Origin of the sequence: Commensalibacter sp. M0355 (assembly GCF_016101365.1) — a bacterium.
Taxonomy (GTDB): domain Bacteria; phylum Pseudomonadota; class Alphaproteobacteria; order Acetobacterales; family Acetobacteraceae; genus Commensalibacter; species Commensalibacter melissae.
Window position 1 is genome coordinate 792,034 of the sequence record NZ_JACFQQ010000001.1, and the last position, 18,501, is coordinate 810,534.

The window sequence follows — 18,501 nt, forward strand, 5'->3', positions numbered from 1 at the left end:
ATCGTGTTAATTATAAAATGACCTGTTTTAAAATCAAGTTACAGATTGTTACATACAGGATCATATCCTATTATAATCCTGTATAAATTTATGTATAATCAGCTTTCAGCTCTTTGTCTGACGTGACGTTTCCGCTCATGTGGATCAAGATATAATTTGCGAAGACGAATGGCTGACGGTGTAACTTCCACCAATTCATCATCCTCAATATAAGCAATAGCCTGTTCCAATGACATTTTTCTTGCCGGAGTCAATAAAAGTGCCTCATCTTTACCCGCAGCACGCATATTGGTTAATTTTTTTTCTTTGATTGGATTAACATCCAGATCATTTTCACGAGAATGTTCACCAATAATCATTCCGACATAAACCTTGTCAGAAGGTTCTACAAACAAAACCCCTCGATCCTGTAAAGAGAAAAGGGAATATTGAACGGCAACACCATTTTCGGCAGAAATCAACGAACCATTACGACGCCCAGCAATGGGTCCAGCCCAGGGACCATAACCTGAAAAAAGCCGGTTCATGATCCCGGTTCCCCGTGTATCCGTCAAGAACTCGCTATGATATCCAATCAAACCCCGGGAAGGAATTGAGAAAGTCAATCTCACTTTTCCGCCACCAGATGGATTCATATCCTGCATTATACCTTTTCGGAGGGACATTTTTTCAACAACAACCCCAGAATAAGGTTCATCAACATCAATAAGAACCTCTTCATAGGGTTCTTCTTTCTCACTTGTTTCCTCGTTAATGCGGGTTAGAACTTTTGGACGGCCAATAGTCAGTTCAAATCCTTCCCGACGCATCGTTTCAATCAAAACACCGAGCTGTAGCTCTCCACGTCCAGCCACTTCAAAAGCATCATTTTCAGCACTATCCGTAACACGAATAGCAACATTACCCTCAACCTCGCGATACAGGCGTTCACGGATTTGACGAGAGGTCACCTTTTTTCCTTCACGTCCACCCAAAGGACCGTCATTAATGCGAAAGGTCATAGATAGGGTTGGAGGATCAATCGGGGTAGCATGTAAGGGTTCCGTTATTTCTGGAGAAGCAATGGTTTCTGAAACCGTTGTATTGGATAAACCTGCCACAGCCACGATATCACCAGCCTGGACCTCCTCAACAGGAACACGTTCCAGACCTCTGAAGGCTAGCAATTTTGTTAGACGGCCTGTCTCAATAATTTTACCATCATGTTGCAAAACACGAACAGGCATATTTACCCTTGCTGTTCCCTGTTCTACCCGTCCGGTTAATATACGTCCAAGAAAATTGTCATATTCAAGGATAGAAGCAACCATTGCAAAAGGCGCATCAAGGTTAACCGTTGGTGCAGGAACATGTTTGACGATAAGATCAAACAGCGCACTTAAATCCTCTTTATGGTTTTCAATTGTATAATCAGCCCATCCCTGACGCCCTGACGCATAAAGCATTGGAAAATCCAGCTGCTCATCATTGGCACCCATCGCTGCAAACAGGTCAAAAATTTCATTATGCACTTCATCCGCACGAGAATCTGAACGGTCAACCTTGTTCACCACAACAATGGGGCGCAAACCACGATTCAAAGCTTTTCCAACTACGAATTTAGTTTGTGGCAAAGCTCCCTCGGCTGCATCAACCAAGACAACCGCCCCATCAACCATTGATAAGATACGTTCAACCTCCCCCCCAAAATCCGCATGACCTGGGGTGTCAATAATATTAATTCTTACATTATTCCATACAACAGAGGTACATTTGGCAAGAATCGTAATCCCTCGTTCACGTTCCAAATCATTACTATCCATTGCACGTTCAACCACATGCTGATTTTCACGAAAAGTTCCGGACTGCTGTAATAACTGATCAACCAACGTTGTCTTGCCATGGTCAACATGTGCAATGATGGCAATATTTCGGATCTCCATGATGTTTTTCATTCTCCAACAATACAAAATATGTATGTTTCGCATTATCTACAAAACATACATATTATTCTTCTTCTCAATAGTTACGTAAATTAATAACAAAAGTTATTTTTATCAAAAAAGCCAAAAAATTAGAAATTCATGACTTCTTTCAATTCCGGTAATGGTCTGGCACCCACATGGGAAATAACTTCCGCAGCCACAACACTTCCCAGACGACCACATTCGGCATAAGTCCTGTCAGTAGTCCAGCCAGCCAAAAATCCAGCGACATAAGCATCACCTGCCCCTGTCGTATCCACAACAACCGTTGGAACACTGGCAACCTCTATCCGCTCTGAATTGGCAAGAATAACACTGCCCTTCTCACCACAGGTTATAACAGCGATTGGAATATCCTGCGAAGCATTTTGAATGGCTTTTTCCAAATCTTCCGTTTCGTATAGTGCACAAATTTCAAATTGGTTTGCGAAAACCATATCCACGTGATTTGATACAAAATCCTTAAACTGTACCAGATGTCGCTTTACACAAAAAGGATCAGACAAACTCAACGCGATTTTCCTTCCTGCTTTGTGCGAAATATCTGCAGCCTGATAGAATGCCTTTTGTGCAAGTTCACCATCAAATAAATATCCCTCCAATAAAGTTATTTTGGCATGACTTATGACATCTTCATCAACATCATCTGGTGTAAATTGAGTGCAAGCCCCCAAATAAGTATTCATGGTTCTTTGTCCATCGGGCGTTACAAAAATAATTGACCGAGCTGTATATAGATTTGGATGCAGGGATGATTTTAAAGGGGTCGATGGAAAATAAACACCACCCTGCTGAATATCTTCTGCAAAGCGTTTTCCGACGGTGTCATCCGCAACTTTTCCCAAATAAGCCGTTTTTGCCCCCATCAGGGCCGCAACAAAACAGGTATTTGCCACTGATCCCCCACTCATTTGTTTTTCCGGCTTTATCAGGCTTTTCAAGGCCTTGACCCGTTTTGCATCAATCAAACTCATACTTCCGGGTATCATTTCCTGTTTTTCGAGAAAATCATCATTAACTCGTGTCAATATATCAACAATGGCATTCCCTATTCCTGCAATATCAAATTCAACATCATCCTCTTTCTTCCGACCAAGTAAATTTTTAAAACCACGCATAAAAAACTATTTCCTTTCCATATAATTATAAAAATTATATTCACTAATCTTAAATGATGTTATTTCTTTTTCTTGCCAGCATACTTAAAAAGTAATTAATATATTTAAAACATTTACTAATTTTTCAAAAATCTTCAATCTGTTTTGACTAAATGTCATTTTTCCCTAGCAGGTCTGTTATACTTTGCTTTACAAACTATACAAGAAGCCATTATTAAACAACAAAAATAACCCGTAACCCAACGTTACCCGATTTTACTTTGTTCTTTAAACGAAAGTCTTATCTTACAATGAATAATCTAACCCCTATTCTTGAAAAAAAACTTATTAACCGAAATACGCTTTTAAACAATACAGAACATACATATTCAAATGACGCATCCCTAAATCGCAGGGCTCTTGTCGTTGGTCAGGGTATACACATACAAGGTACGTTTAATGACGTTGAAACACTCATAGTTGAAGGAACGATTGAAACCTCTTCAATCAAGTTGAAAAAACTTGTCATTCAGCAATCTGGAGTTTTCCGTGGAACTGTTGAATCCCAGGATATTGAAATAACCGGTATACTGGAAGGCAATATTACCGCTCAAGGAAATCTTACAGTCACTGCAAGTGGCAAGCTCCTTGGCAAGGCGAAATGCCGACGCCTTAAAGTTGAAGATGGTGGACAAGTCACCGGACAGGTTGAAATGATTACCACGGACAAACTGAAACAAACGTCAGCTGTCGATTATAGCAACGATAAAGAGGAAGTGGTGACAGAAGAAGTTAAATCTTCAGCAACTTAGTCGAAATAATAAACAAATATTTATGTAACCATATCTTCTCTCATCAAAATTCAATTTTATGAGAAAAGATAGATTTATTAGGCAACGTTATTCTTACGATCTTTCAATTTTACATAGGCGATCTGAACATGTTCCAAACAATAGGGTTTACCCGGAACGATCGGCGCCTTGCAAAAATGAAAGTCTTTTTCGCCTGGATCACCTATCGGCCAACAGCATTCTGAATTTGATTTTCGATAAGAAGGCAGCTCTTTTGGTGATATAAATTCAAGCTTTTTAGGTTTTTTAGTCCTAACCTCAAGCTTCTCTTTAACTGATTCGTCTTTGACAGCATTAATCTCTTTTGATTCTATAACAGTCTGTGTAACGGTTTTATTTTTTTTAGACTCATCCTTTTTTGATATAGCATTTTTTTGAGATTTTGTTTCACCCACTTTATCTTTTGTTACACTCGCCTTGCGAATCGGGGAAGGTCTTCCCTCAAGTCCCAATCGATGCGCTTTACCAACAACAGCGTTTTTCGTTACATTAAGCTGTCTGCCAATTTCCGCTGTTGAAAGACCTTGTGCCCATAATTCCCGTAGGCGGGCAACGATTTCATCAGTCCATTCCATACATTTTCACCTTAATTACATCACTTTATAAATAACAAATAATTTTTTAAAAACAAAATTCAAACTTTTACAAATTTTAATGTTTTATCTTGAACGGATATCATAAGTTTCCCTTCACATAGATCAATGGCATCTTTTCCAAAAACCTCATGACGCCAACCTGTAAATATTTCCAAATCTCGATAACCCAGAGCTATTTTTTCAATATCCTTACTACTGGCAACCAGCTTAGGGGCCACTTTATAAATTTCACATTTGGCCAATAACATTACCTTTAACAACGAAACCAGAGCTTCTGATGGTTTTTCTACAGGATTTTTATAGATAAAAGGGGTTGGCAATGATTCAGAATCAATCTCTTTCGTTTTTTTTATAATTTCTAAGACAGATTGACCATCTTGGCCGTTGGCAAAATCTCTATTAATACCTCTTATTTTTTCCAAGGTTTTTACAGTATCGGGTAAAGCCACGGCAATAGCAATAAGACTTTCATCCCTAATGAAATGATGCCTTGGGATATTCACCTTTTGAGCTTTCTCTTCACGCCATTGTATTAAATAAGATAAACAGGCCAATGATCGACCATTACGAATTTTTGCCCCTAATTTTTTACAGATTTTTTCAATAGGAGGTAAATAAAAATCTGGATTGGACAAAAGTTCCATTTCAGAAGCAACCCAACTTAAGCGATTATCCAATCGTAATTTTTCATATAAAATTGGAAAAGCACTCCACAGATAGGTTACATCTGCAACTGCATAATCCTGTTGTGCTTTTGTTAAGGGACGTATTGACCAGTCACTAAACCGATAGGATTTATCAACCTTATGGTTCAGTAACGATTCAATCAATGAATCATAACCGATTTGATTTCCAAACCCTGCAACCATTGCAGCAATCTGCGTATCAAATATCGATACAGGCAAAAAGCCAAATAAATGCAAAAAAATTTCCAAATCCTGCTGAGCGGCGTGAAAAACCTTAACAATCTTTGGTTCAAGCAATAGAGGGGTTAATAAGGATAAATCAATTGTCTTGGAAAGAGCATCAACCAAATAAACCTGATGACTACCTGCAATTTGAATTAAACATAATTCCGGCCAATAAGTCGATTCTCTTACAAACTCAGTGTCCATTGTTACATAGTTTTCTACCAACAATGAATCAACCATTTGTCTCAGAGAATGACTGTCTGATATTAATTGAGGAGCAGGAAATTCCTTAAATGATTTCATAAACAATTAAATTAGTTACACTGAAAATCGTTATAAATAATATGATTTTCAAGGTAATTTAAATTTCCTCCAATTTCCTATTTCTGTGTTTTTACAAGATAACTCTGCATGATTATAAGCACGATTTATAAAATAATTTGACATTAATCTCAAAGTATCAATAGACAAAAAAGATTAATTTAACAAAATTGTATCCATTAACAATTCCAAAAACACTCGTTGATAAGAGACCTGATCCAGTACGCTTCCCCTATATTGGCAAATGCTTTTGTTTCAGTCAGATTTTTTATTTTCCATTTTTGATACGATCAAACCATTTTCAATAATAGGAATCATTTCCCTGAACATATAATAAAAAACAATCAAATTCCTGATAGACAAAAATATTATCCAGACTTGCATAACAATCAATTTCAACATCAATATATTTGCAAACAAAACATGTCTGATTGCATTACTGGATGAATACAGCAACCCTGAAATAAATTAGCAAATTGAAAAAGATAATATTGCTTTATAAAATCATAAGATTGATCAAAATCAAAAAAAGTAACCACGTAATCGTTATTGCATTTTGTTTATTTTTTAAACAGATTCCCCCACGTCGGTTTGCAAATGATAATCGCGACAAAAAATATAATCTTTTTTCCCACAGGCAATTTTGATCTGCCTGAACGCCATTCTGATCATCAACTATATTAAAATATTGGGCTTTCAAATATTTTGGCAATTCCGACATTGGCGTGTAACAATATTTTAAATTTTGCCGCCTGTTTTTCTTCCTCTGTAAACATCTTGTTTTTTCAATCCTATTGTAATACCAACGTCACTAAATCCTGTTTCCGTTTTCATATAATATGATTAAAGTAAATCCAATATAAACTTAATCGATATTATGAATTCAAAAATGTTATATTCAACCTTACAGTAAAAGGTAAAACAATGAATGATACCAAAGAACTTAAAAACTACCTGACCCAGCTTGGGGCAAACACCTCTTTACCTCAATCTCCATCCGAAGCAAAACTTGAAAAAGTGCCTGCCCCTTATCCGGAATATGATTATACTATTCGTTTTACCGCACCAGAATTCACATCATTATGCCCAATTACCGGACAGCCAGATTTTGCTCATCTTGTAATCGACTATATTCCAGATAAATGGATTGTCGAAAGCAAATCACTAAAATTATATTTGGCAAGTTTTAGAAACCATGGAGCTTTTCATGAAGCTTGTACAGTTGAAATCGCAACCACACTGACAAAATTACTTGACCCAATATGGTTACGAATTGGTGGATATTGGTATCCAAGAGGGGGAATGCCTATAGATGTTTTTTGGCAAACCAGCACACCTCCCGAAAATGTATGGATCCCTTCACAAGATGTTCCTGCCTATCGTGGCAGATAATATCTTTCATTACTAAAGGGTTTGGTTATGTTTACCTGAAACAGCCAAATCAATAATAGCATTGGCTCCCTGCATTCTGTCAATCAACTCACGTTGCTTATCAGTATCATTGGTACCTGAAACCCTATTATACTCTTCCTGCAATTTTGCCAAACGCTTGATCCCCTCCTCTTCAGAAAGTTCATTCAATTTTCTGACTTGTTTGGCAAGAACAGTACAACAACTTTCTTGCATTTCGGCAAACCCGTCTTCAACAAACAGACGATGGATAACCTTATTGTCCTGATAAAGATCAATCACTCCAGCACGAAGAAGAAAAATCATTGGGACATGACCTTCCATTGCGGCAATATCCCCCTCTAAAGCAGGTAAAACAGCCATATCCACTGCCTGAGAAAGAACAACTTTCTCGGGACTAATAATTTCAAGTTTGATTGACATTATTATATTCCTTTATGGCTTTTAACCGTTTATTTTTCTTCTTGTTTCATTTTTTCGGCTTTTGCAACTGCCTCTTCAATAGTGCCTACCATATAAAAAGCAGCTTCTGGCAAATCATCATGTTTTCCATCGACAATTTCCTTAAAGGAACGAACTGTATCCTTTACCGCCACCAATTTACCAGGCATTCCGGTAAAGATTTCAGCAACATGAAAAGGCTGAGACAGGAAACGTTGAATACGTCGTGCCCGTGCAACAATCTTTTTGTCTTCTTCGGAAAGCTCATCCATACCAAGAATTGCAATAATATCCTGTAAAGATTTATAGTTTTGCAGAATTTCCTGTACCCGTCGCGCAACCTCATAGTGTTCTTCACCAACGATACGGGGATCCAAGGAACGTGAAGTTGAATCCAGAGGATCTACAGCAGGATAAATACCCAATTCAGCAATTGAGCGGTTTAAAACTGTTGTCGCATCCAAGTGAGCAAATGTTGTTGCTGGCGCGGGATCCGTCAAGTCATCCGCAGGCACGTAGATAGCCTGAACAGAAGTGATAGAACCTTTTTGCGTAGAGGTAATGCGTTCTTGCAATGCACCCATTTCAGTTGCCAATGTCGGTTGATACCCCACGGCGGAAGGAATACGACCCAGCAGGGCAGACACTTCAGAACCAGCCTGGGTAAAACGGAAAATATTATCAACAAAGAATAATACGTCCTGTCCAGCTTCATCACGGAAATATTCTGCAACCGTCAGACCGGATAACGCCACACGCGCACGGGCTCCGGGGGGCTCATTCATCTGGCCATAAACAAGAGCAACTTTTGAGCCGTCAGTTTTACCCTCATTAATCTTGATAACACCCGCATCAATCATTTCATGATACAGGTCATTTCCTTCACGGGTTCGTTCACCAACGCCAGCAAAAACTGAAACACCACCGTGACCCATCGCAATATTATTGATCAATTCCTGAATCAAAACGGTTTTACCAACACCGGCACCCCCGAACAGACCAATTTTACCACCCCGTAAATAAGGGCAAAGAAGGTCAACAACCTTGATACCGGTTTGCAGGATTTCAGTTGTTACACCCTGTTCCTCGAATGAAGGGGCCTGGCGATGGATTGGCATCCGCTTGGCAGAATGAACAGGACCCATTTCATCAATCGGTTCACCAATAACATTCAAAATACGACCCAGTGTTTCAGGCCCGACAGGAACGGAAATCTGGCTACCCGTATTAATCACTTCCATTCCACGAACCATACCATCTGTTGAATCCATGGCGATACAGCGCACCTGGTTATCACCGATTTCCTGTGCAACTTCCAATACAAGCGTACGATCCCCGACCTTACATGTTAACGCATTTAAAATATAAGGAAGCCCCCCTGTAAACTGCACATCAACAACAGCACCCTTGATTTCTGTAACTTTTCCCACAGAATTACTTTTAGATGCCTGATTTTCTTGATTCCCCGCTTCTGAATCACCCATTGTTGCATTACTTTCATTAATTGCTGTATCCGACATAATAAGGTCAGCTCCTAGCAGTATAGTATAATTTATAATAACAATCAGGCAGCATTCGCACCCGATATAACTTCAGTAAGTTCATTAGTAATATTGGCCTGACGCGTCCGATTATAATATAAACTCAACTTATCAATAGCCTTTCCGGCATTGCGTGTCGCACTGTCCATTGCAGTCATTCGAGCACCCTGTTCACCAGCATTTGTTTCAAGCATTGCCGCAAAAATCTGAACTCTCAAATTTTCCGGAAGCAAACGATGCAATACATCTTCCGCCTCAGGCTCAAACAGATAATCTGCCTGATCTCGCAATCCTGAACTGTTTTTTTGCTCAGCACCGTCTTTACGATCCGTATCCTTTACGGCAAGCTCCAATGGAATAAGCTGCAACTCCATTGGTGTTTGAACCATCACATTTTTAAATTTATTGTAAATGACAGTACAAACATCAAATCGCTGTTTTTCTAATAAAGACTCGATATAGGCAGCGATCTGGTCTGCGGACTGATATTCAACGTTACCCAAACGATAATCGACATGTTCAGGTCCGATGATAAGATTGGGGAACTCACTACGGCAATATACATACGTTTTCAAACCAACAGGAAAAATCTTAACAGTCTTTCCCTGTTCTTGTAGACGTTTGACCATATTGCGTAATGTACGATTTATATTACTGTTAAATCCACCTGCCAAACCCCGATCACTGCTCATTGGAACAATAAGATGAACCTTGTCTTTACCAGTACCTGTTAACAATGCAGGCAAACCAGGACGACCATCCAAAGACTGCTTCAAACTAACCAGAATACGCTGCATCGCCATAGCGAAAGGCTGAGCCTGACGAGAACGTCGCTCAGCACGATGCATTTTGGCTGCCGCAACCATTTTCATAGCACTCGTTATTTTTTTGGTCGATTTGACACTATTTATACGAGCACGCAATTCTTTTAAAGAAGCCATTCACAAAGTTCCCTAAGCCTGTTTGAATTGTGCAACAAAATTTTTCAGGAATGCTGCCAATTTTTCTTCCAATTCCTTAGTGATCTGGCGTGCATCACGAATTCCATTAAGAATTTCGATACCGGTAGAACGCATGGATTCAATATATTGATGCTCAAATTCCTGAATCTTGTTTACTGGAATTTCATCAGTGTAACCACGGGTACCCGCATATAAAACAACGACTTCTTCTTCCATGGTATAGGGAGAATTTTGGGGCTGTTTTAACAATTCTGTTAATCTTGAGCCACGTTCAAGCAACTTACGGGTCGATGCATCAAGATCGGAAGCAAATTGAGAAAACGCTTCCATTTCACGATATTGGGCAAGCTCCAGCTTAATACTGCCGGCAACCTGTTTCATTGCTTTGCTTTGTGCCGCTGATCCAACACGGGAAACTGAAGTCCCCACATTAACCGCAGGACGAATACCACGATAAAATAATTCTGTTTCCAAGAAAACCTGACCATCCGTAATGGAAATAACGTTGGTAGGAATATATGCAGAAACATCACCAGCCTGTGTTTCAATAACAGGCAAGGCAGTTAATGAACCTGCACCACGTTCATCGGACATTTTTGCAGAACGTTCCAAGAGACGAGAATGCAAATAGAATACATCGCCAGGATAAGCCTCACGTCCAGGAGGACGACGCAATAAAAGGGACATTTGACGATAAGCTACGGCCTGTTTTGACAGATCATCATAACTAATCAATGCATGCATACCATTGTCACGAAAATATTCACCCATTGCCGTGGCGGCATAAGGTGCAATATATTGCATTGGCGCAGCATCTGAAGCGGTTGCGGCCACCACAATGCAGTAATCCATTACACCCTGTTCCTCCAACGTGCGAACAACCTGTGCAACAGTGGAGCGTTTTTGACCGATAGCCACATATATACAATAAAGAGTCTGCTTAGGATCCTTTAAAGCATTCATGGTTTTTTGGGCAATCATCGTATCAACCAAGATTGTTGATTTGCCAGTTTGACGGTCACCGATGATTAATTCACGCTGTCCACGCCCGATTGGAACCAGAGCATCAATAGCCTTGATCCCGGTCAACATTGATTCACATACGGATTGACGCGGAATAATTCCGGGAGCCTTAACATCTGCCAAACGACGTTCGACATCTTTCAAGGGCCCCTTTCCATCAATCGGATTTCCCAATCCGTCAACAACACGACCCAACAATCCCTTACCAACAGGCACATCCACAACCCGATTTGTACGAGTAACGTTGTCCCCTTCACGAACTTGACTGTCGTCACCAAAAATAACAACACCAACATGGTCGATTGACAGATTTAAAACCATCCCGGTCAAATTGCTGTTGACAAAAGAAACCAATTCCCCCGCCATAACGTTTTGCAGGCCATAAACCAATGCAATACCGTCACCAACAGACAGAACAATTCCTGTTTCCTCAATGTCAGATTCTTTATCAAAGGACGCAATTTGTTTTTTAAGGATGTCCGAAATTTCTGCGGGACGGATTTCCATCACGCGGCTCCCTTCATAACATTGTATAGGCGATTAAGACGTGATTGAAGACTAGCATCATAGAGCTTTGACCCAATACGTACGATAATTCCACCTAGTATCTTTGAATCAATACGCTCTTGAATATCTACTTTATTGTACCCTGCTTGGGAAAAACGATCCTTTAATTGGGCACGTTGCATATCCGTTAAAGGAGAAGCTGTAATGACTTCAGCAGCAGTAATGCCACGACGAAGATTAACCAAAGCAAAAAATGCCATTAAAAAAGATTTTAAATCAGCAAGCCTTCGATTATTTGCAACCACACCTACAAAATTCTGCAAAATCTGACTGAATCCACAATGATTCATCAACTCAGCCATTATTGCTTTGCTTTGTACAGTATCCAAAGAAGGGTTATTTAAAACATTTCTCAATGTTTCATTTTCAGAAATAATTTTTAACAAACCCTCGGCCTCTGCAATCACCTCATTTAAAGCATGCTGTTCTTCAGCAAATTCATATAACGCGGTAGCATATCGCCCCTCAAGATTATTTGCCGTAAAGGCGGAAGCTGCAAGCGCAGCATGTGTTGCATCGGTATTCACTTCGCTTGTTCTCTCATCGTTCACTAAAATGCAATTGAAACTTTACCCGCTTCATTTTACCTCTTCAGCAAAGGTTTTACAGTCCAAAATGATATTATTAAAAGCCTATATTTTAAAGTAAATCAATAATAAAAACAAAAATATTTTTCAAAAATAAATTTGTCTCAAGTCATACAGAATGATTGTTATACCGACAATCATTCAAACGATCAATTCGATTTAATATAATTTTTAGTAAAAAATATTTTTATTTAAGGAAAAATAACAATTATTGGATATCAATATTGGTGCGTCGACAAAGATATAAGTAAATCACTTTCTTACCCATTATTGGCAGTCTATGCAATGCCGACGAATAAAAGCCTGTTCCGATAGACATTATTGTCTCAGCCAGTTTGGACACAGGGCAGCACGATAAAATTACAGCTGATCTTGACCCGCTCAATCCCGACTGATCGGATAATGCATCCAAATTGGCAGAACATGCGCGTTTCGATAAATACTCCGATAAGCTTTTCATAGGGCCTGAACGGGATAAGAGAAACAAATCGTAATGCGGGAACATTCTACCTAAACACTGCCGCAATCTTTAATCGTCACAGGCACTAGATGGCGATTACTGCTAAAAAAAATAGTTATCAGCTATTATTAAACCTCTGTATTTAACACGCCATACTACGAGAATATAAGATAATACTCAAATTGCTATTCGGTTTTATCTGCTATCACGATAATCACCGTGTCATCATAACCAGTGTGAAAATAATAAGTCCGATAATACAAATCTGGCTATATTTATAATAAAAACATTTTCTATGCTATATTATTTTCCATATATTCATATGTTGGCATTAAAAATCCCCGCACAATTAATTAAGCCCGTTGAATTTTTATCTAATGAACTAAATAAAAATGACAACTACCAAACGGTCAGGATCAAATTTTTCATCATCTGGATAAAACCACGTCCTTCTTCACCTATTCATTCACTTTCATCAAGTTTAACGTTGTTAAGAACACCTCACAATTGTTCACTATATTCGAGTCAACTGTATATAAATCATGATGCTCAACACTTGATGTGCCAAGGTCATCTCACCACAGATTGAAATCTGCTTTATTGCTCTAAAACTTGATTTTACGGATTATTATTAGCACATGTACCAGTATATCTCGGCGAAAAAGGCGCCAACTCACTGTTAGGAAATGAACAATTAAATCAGCTGCTGCATCAGAAAACATCACACGCCAGTCTGTCTCACACCTCGATATTAATTAATTACGCCATCTCAATTCTTCTTCAGCTGGTATAGACCAATTAATTTTGCATATCCATAGCCTTTGCCTTTTATCCGAACTAATTGTCATTAATCCCTGCAACCGAAAAGAAACTATCGTAAGACGAAATTCAGAAAAGAATTTAGTTATTTATCTAATACGACACCTCAAAAAATGTTATTAGAAATGCTTATGCGCAAAGCGCATCTAATGCTGCAATCAAAGGATCAGGTTCGCAAACCGCCTGGAACGTATGATATTGAACCTCCAAAAAAATTCTAGCATCGTATCCAGCTATTTTCTGACTATGAATAATATTAATTTTTATAGCTCTGATTCCATATCATTATTGCAATATACAATATAATACCAAAAATAAATATGCAGAATGGATTCATTTTCAGTTCAAATTAAACTCATTTGAGCATAAGTTTTTAACGCTGATTTTATTTTGAATGCCCAGATAATGAGCATGACAGTAAAATAGATATAATCAATTATCGTCTCAGTATCACTCACAGCCAGCTTATGTCTATCAACAACCATCCAGAAGCCGGTAACAATTGTCAGTCGCAGAGAAAAATCTTCGAAAATGATTCATTTTACATTTCCCAACCAATTTTAGATGTGAGCATATCATGAGGCGGTTGAACGCAGCTAAATTCAGTGAAATTCTGGAAATTCGAAAGTGGAGCGGGCGAAGGGAATCGAACCCTCCTCGGTAGCTTGGAAGGCTACTGCATTACCACTATGCTACGCCCGCTTGATAATGCTCGATTGAGTCTGAAAAAACTTTTAATGATTTTTCTTCCCAAATCAAGCTTTTTTTTATCATTTTTATAAAAAATAATTTTTATTCATTTTTTACTTGACTTTCTGTCCATTCCATTGCTTTTTCTTGTATCAATAGATATGATGGTTCTGATCCATTCATATCAAATTTTTTGCAGGGGTGTAGCTCAATTGGCTAGAGTGCCGGTCTCCAAAACCGGAGGTTGCGGGTTCGAGACCCTCCACCCCTGCCAAATTAAATATGAATGACAAACATTCATTTTGTTTTCAACCCATCCTGATATATTATAATAATTTAACATAGTATTTTAGGATCATTTTATGTAGGGAAGGTATTTCGTGCCGGTCAATCCCACGAAATTTCTAAATGAGGTTCGTGCTGAAGCCAAAAAGGTAACTTGGCCTTCACGTCGTACAACATTAATCACAACCGCCGCTGTTCTGGCAATGGCTGCGGGTGCTTCTGCATTCTTTTTCATCGTGGACCAGGCTATCGGCTTTGGAATACGGATTTTATTTGGCCTAGGAGGGTAAACCAGTTATGGCAAAACGGTGGTACGTCATTCATGTCTATTCTGGTTTTGAAAAAAAGGTTGTTCAACAGATTAAAGAACAGATTGAACAAAAAGGTTTAACTGACCAAGTGGAAGAAATCCTTGTCCCTTCAGAAGAAGTCATAGAGGTTAAACGTGGCCAGAAAGTCCAAACAGAACGTAAATTCTTCCCCGGTTATGTTCTGGTCAAAATGGAGATGACTGATGAGGCATGGCATTTAATCAAGGATACCCCCAAGGTTACAGGTTTTCTTGGAAACAGAATGCATCCATCCCCAATTTCCAATGCAGAGGCCGAATATATCATTAATCAAGCCAAAGAAGGTGCAAATAGTCCGCGTCCTTCTGTAGACTTTGAGGTTGGCGAGCAAATTCGTGTTTCCGACGGGCCATTCACTTCATTTAATGGTGTTATTGAAGAAATAGATACTGAAAAAGGTCGACTAAAAGTCAGTGTTTCCATTTTTGGACGTTCTACACCTGTTGATCTGGAATATAATCAGGTGGAAAAACTTTAGTCCCTTAAATACTGGATGCAAAACAATATAAAACAGCTTTTCGTTTCCCATTATCATTTTTTGCATCCTTACCGACTTATCCAAATATTCAGAACCATTTTTACTAAATTCTGATTTTTTCATAAAACTTAAACAAGATCCATTAAGACAAAATCTCTTTTTTTTATAATAGTGATTGATCAATAAGCCTAATAAAACAAATCTTATATCCAAAAAAAATTCTATAATAAGCTTCATTTTCATATTTCTTAATAAATTTCACCCTCCACTCTTGAAGAATAAATAAAGCTCCTATATAAAACAAAAACCACGCCGACATAGCTCAGGGGTAGAGCAACTGATTCGTAATCAGTAGGCCCTCGGTTCAATTCCGAGTGTCGGCACCATAAACTTAATTAAATCATTTTTTAAATATAATTTAACGTGATCCGACTTGACTTAATAATCTGACGTTATAGTAAATAATAATATAAAGTTAAATCCGCTTAAAAACACATCATATATATTTTGTTTTTTAATGTCATAAAACAAAAAATTGTTTTATTTAATTCAATAAAGTTATTATAAGTTCTAAAAAATTAATTTTCATCTATGAACAATAAGCAATTCCTGCTTTTTCAGCCTTTTTTTGCAGATCAGGGGCATTTTTCAAATTCAAGGGTTGTAATATATGATTCTTTGTCTTTTGACAAAAATTGGCCGCCATATGAAATGAAGGATGATCAGGGGAAGATAATTCTTTACGTAGGCAGCCAACATCACTTTCCAAGGGTAAACGCCCCATTTCTGGATTACAGGCATTAAGCAGTAATCCAGTAAATAAAATTAAAATCGATTTATAGTTTATCACTGTATTCAACCCTGAAATCTTTAATAAAATTTTTGATTATAATGAGAATAGCTATTATCGTTAATTTATTCTTTTTACAGTGACAAGCAATATAGTTTTTTAAAAAGTTACGTTGGTTTTCAAACCAACAATCGTTGCATCTTTATAGGCCTTCGTCGCGGCAACATGATGAAAATATTCAAATACTGGCATAATCATGATTCCACGATAGGCAGCAAAACCATAATTAGCTTCAAATAAAATTGAATCTCCCTGAACTCCAGGGGCACCATTCAATAGAGCGAAAACTCCATTACCATTTAATGGTGCTCCATGTGCAACTTGAAATTGCTGTGCATGCCGAAGAGTATGAGGGATCGTATAATATGTAAACATCACCCCAATTTGATCATAGGCTCTGTCTTTCCAAAATCCACGATCCAAAAACCCGAAATTGTAAAAGTCCTTAAATGTTGATGTTGTTGTAGAATCATGCCCATAATTTGCCAAAACAAATAATCCATGATCATCAATTGCATCATGACGATAAATCATTTGGTAGGATTGAATCCAGAATTGGGTACGGTAATCTTTTTTATTGTTATTTAAAACTTGTGAAGACCAGGTTTGAAAATGACTGCTATCTATACCTGCACCAATATGAATGCTACCCACTAAATGATGTTTTCCGATATCAGGATTATAACCAAATTCAACAGGAACGAATGCACCAGTTGTTCCCTTGGTTCCCCAATAAAATCCAGTTGCTCCTCCTTGTGGCCAAGGTGTACTTTGATATGCACCTACTTCAAAATAACTATTAGGTGTCATATTAACAAGAATTCTTCCCCCCCAAACTGCACCAGGCCAATCTGAAAATCCCTGTTGAGACTGAGTACTTCTTGGATGGCCACAAGTTGAAAGAATCATAAATTGACATGCCATGGGACTATGGGCAAAATCATCTCCAACACTCATACGACCGACTTTAATATCGACCCGACCATTCCATAATTTTTGTTCACCATAAACATCATAAATATGAAATAAGCGAGAATAGCCTCCTCCATATACTTCCTGGGCCTGAATCTGCGTATCCCCAACATAATCAGCACTGGCATTACGACCTGAACGATTCATAACAATCATATGAGTTGAAAAGCCCTTTAAGCCCGCGATTTTTTCCCAATCCATATCAACTGAAAATGTTATTTGCTGTGTAAAATCAGCACCGTTTCTCCGTCCACCATGAACCACACCAGCTGTCTCTGTCACCCAGTTTAACCCAAGCTGAATACCATATTTATCCAGATAATCATTTATCGGTTTAGAAAAAATGCTTTTTGTTGGATCAAGACTGGACGGGTTTACTTCACGTGTATTGAATTTATTCATCTCACCAAGTGCAACATTTCGATTCGTCTCTGGTACTGAACTATCATCAATATTTTGAGGAGGTTTACCATTATTGGAAAGATCAAGCGCCATTGATTTGTTAATTGGCATAAGCAAAATCATTACGTTTAAACCCAATATAATATACTTTTTCAGGAAATTTATAGGACTATAAAAAGCAATTAGACTATCCATAACTTAACCTTTCCTCATAAAGTACATTCAATCAGAGGATATATTTTCTCTAAATTGAAAATTTCAATATTAGTTAATCATTAGATTAATATATTAAAATATAAATTTATTGTTACCTTAGATAAAAAATGAAAAATTGGTTAAAATCTTTAAATTTGTGTATTTTATAATACACTTCATTTTGAATTATTTACTAAATACAAAAAATGATATTAAATAATTTTTTTTTAATTTTTAATAAACAAAATATTTTTGATATAAAAACAAAAAAATACAGAACTAAATATATTGCTTATATTTTGTTTCCAGTATTAATTATTTTGTATAAGAATTTTATATTTATTAAGTTATGATATTTATTTGGTTTTTTACGGTATATGAGAGGTGGGCATGCGATATTCACAAGTGGTTTATTCATTTTTTGCATGAGGGGATGGGAGGGGTTTGGCGCTGGATTTCATGTTGGTTTTGCAGGTTAGTGTTTGCAACAATTCATGATATTTTCAAGTGATACGCCAGCCTCGGAATAAAGACTGCCCGGTGGCCATATTGTTTGCCAAGATTGCCATACAGGACGCATTTTTTCACGGTTTCATGGATAAAAGGATGATGCGTCTCAATGCGGGGTCAACAGGATATTGTCCGTGATGATATAGCAATTTTGAGTGGAAGTTATTGGGAGCGGGGAGAGGATTTGAACCTCTGACCTTCAGGTTATGAGCCTGACGA

The 18,501-nt window shown here is 37.9% G+C and carries 16 protein-coding genes and 3 tRNA genes; 6 read left to right on the forward strand and 13 right to left on the reverse strand.

What is annotated here, in order from left to right; translation table 11 throughout:
• Positions 1 to 98: 98 nt before the first annotated feature.
• Both typA and H3T44_RS03740 read right to left on the reverse strand, forming a co-directional pair.
• Positions 99 to 1,922, reverse strand: a complete 1,824-nt coding sequence (typA, locus tag H3T44_RS03735; RefSeq protein WP_122124041.1) for a translational GTPase TypA — start codon at positions 1,920 to 1,922, stop codon at positions 99 to 101.
• Between the two features lie 131 nt (positions 1,923 to 2,053).
• The gene (locus tag H3T44_RS03740; protein ID WP_122124042.1) at positions 2,054 to 3,082 is read right to left on the reverse strand and encodes an adenosine kinase; all 1,029 of its coding nucleotides are present in this window, start codon (positions 3,080 to 3,082) and stop codon (positions 2,054 to 2,056) included.
• A 290-nt stretch (positions 3,083 to 3,372) separates the two neighbouring features.
• On the opposite strand from H3T44_RS03740, the gene H3T44_RS03745 reads away from it, so the two are divergent.
• Positions 3,373 to 3,873 (forward strand): polymer-forming cytoskeletal protein, encoded by a 501-nt coding sequence (locus tag H3T44_RS03745; RefSeq protein ID WP_155567300.1) that lies wholly within the window; start codon positions 3,373 to 3,375, stop codon positions 3,871 to 3,873.
• Positions 3,874 to 3,950: 77 nt separating this feature from the next.
• Here H3T44_RS03745 and H3T44_RS03750 read toward each other — a convergent pair whose 3' ends face one another.
• The gene (locus H3T44_RS03750; protein WP_110438570.1) at positions 3,951 to 4,487 is read right to left on the reverse strand and encodes a GcrA family cell cycle regulator; all 537 of its coding nucleotides are present in this window, start codon (positions 4,485 to 4,487) and stop codon (positions 3,951 to 3,953) included.
• Between the two features lie 59 nt (positions 4,488 to 4,546).
• Positions 4,547 to 5,722, reverse strand: coding sequence for a ribonuclease D (rnd, locus tag H3T44_RS03755; protein WP_198196073.1), 1,176 nt, complete (start codon positions 5,720 to 5,722; stop codon positions 4,547 to 4,549).
• A gap of 942 nt (positions 5,723 to 6,664) precedes the next feature.
• Between rnd and queF the strand changes: the two genes are divergently transcribed.
• Positions 6,665 to 7,132, forward strand: coding sequence for a preQ(1) synthase (queF, locus tag H3T44_RS03760; protein ID WP_110438573.1), 468 nt, complete (start codon positions 6,665 to 6,667; stop codon positions 7,130 to 7,132).
• Between the two features lie 12 nt (positions 7,133 to 7,144).
• Here queF and atpC read toward each other — a convergent pair whose 3' ends face one another.
• The 7 genes from atpC to H3T44_RS03795 form a co-directional block, all read right to left on the reverse strand.
• Positions 7,145 to 7,573 carry an ATP synthase F1 subunit epsilon gene (atpC, locus tag H3T44_RS03765; protein WP_155565924.1) on the reverse strand — a complete coding sequence of 143 codons (429 nt, stop codon included), beginning with the start codon at positions 7,571 to 7,573 and terminating at the stop codon, positions 7,145 to 7,147.
• Positions 7,574 to 7,602: 29 nt separating this feature from the next.
• The gene (gene atpD / locus H3T44_RS03770) at positions 7,603 to 9,075 is read right to left on the reverse strand and encodes a F0F1 ATP synthase subunit beta (protein WP_198196137.1); all 1,473 of its coding nucleotides are present in this window, start codon (positions 9,073 to 9,075) and stop codon (positions 7,603 to 7,605) included.
• 80 nt (positions 9,076 to 9,155) lie between these two features.
• Positions 9,156 to 10,073, reverse strand: coding sequence for a F0F1 ATP synthase subunit gamma (locus H3T44_RS03775; protein WP_198196075.1), 918 nt, complete (start codon positions 10,071 to 10,073; stop codon positions 9,156 to 9,158).
• Positions 10,074 to 10,085: 12 nt separating this feature from the next.
• Positions 10,086 to 11,624 carry a F0F1 ATP synthase subunit alpha gene (atpA, locus tag H3T44_RS03780; RefSeq protein ID WP_122124049.1) on the reverse strand — a complete coding sequence of 513 codons (1,539 nt, stop codon included), beginning with the start codon at positions 11,622 to 11,624 and terminating at the stop codon, positions 10,086 to 10,088.
• Complete coding sequence (gene atpH / locus H3T44_RS03785; RefSeq protein ID WP_198196077.1) at positions 11,624 to 12,211, reverse strand: ATP synthase F1 subunit delta; 588 nt, start codon at positions 12,209 to 12,211, stop codon at positions 11,624 to 11,626. The genes atpA and atpH overlap by 1 nt, the downstream gene beginning before the upstream one ends.
• Positions 12,212 to 12,479: 268 nt before the next feature.
• Positions 12,480 to 12,731 carry a hypothetical protein gene (locus H3T44_RS03790; protein ID WP_198196079.1) on the reverse strand — a complete coding sequence of 84 codons (252 nt, stop codon included), beginning with the start codon at positions 12,729 to 12,731 and terminating at the stop codon, positions 12,480 to 12,482.
• Positions 12,732 to 14,178: 1,447 nt separating this feature from the next.
• Positions 14,179 to 14,252, reverse strand: a tRNA-Gly gene (locus tag H3T44_RS03795).
• Positions 14,253 to 14,437: 185 nt separating this feature from the next.
• Here H3T44_RS03795 and H3T44_RS03800 point away from each other — a divergent pair.
• From H3T44_RS03800 to H3T44_RS03815, 4 genes are all read left to right on the forward strand, one after another.
• Positions 14,438 to 14,514: transfer RNA gene (locus tag H3T44_RS03800), tRNA-Trp, on the forward strand.
• 106 nt (positions 14,515 to 14,620) lie between these two features.
• Positions 14,621 to 14,815, forward strand: a complete 195-nt coding sequence (gene secE, locus H3T44_RS03805) for a preprotein translocase subunit SecE (protein ID WP_198184449.1) — start codon at positions 14,621 to 14,623, stop codon at positions 14,813 to 14,815.
• Positions 14,816 to 14,822: 7 nt separating this feature from the next.
• On the forward strand, positions 14,823 to 15,353 hold the full coding sequence (gene nusG / locus H3T44_RS03810; RefSeq protein WP_110438580.1) for a transcription termination/antitermination protein NusG: 531 nt from the start codon (positions 14,823 to 14,825) through the stop codon (positions 15,351 to 15,353).
• Positions 15,354 to 15,664: 311 nt separating this feature from the next.
• Positions 15,665 to 15,739: transfer RNA gene (locus H3T44_RS03815), tRNA-Thr, on the forward strand.
• Between the two features lie 203 nt (positions 15,740 to 15,942).
• On the opposite strand, the gene H3T44_RS03820 is transcribed toward H3T44_RS03815, so the two are convergent.
• Positions 15,943 to 16,203, reverse strand: coding sequence for a hypothetical protein (locus H3T44_RS03820; RefSeq protein WP_198184448.1), 261 nt, complete (start codon positions 16,201 to 16,203; stop codon positions 15,943 to 15,945).
• 99 nt (positions 16,204 to 16,302) lie between these two features.
• Entirely contained in the window at positions 16,303 to 17,700 is a 1,398-nt protein-coding gene (locus tag H3T44_RS03825) for a carbohydrate porin (protein WP_230882775.1), read from the reverse strand.
• Between the last annotated feature and the right edge of the window lie 801 nt (positions 17,701 to 18,501).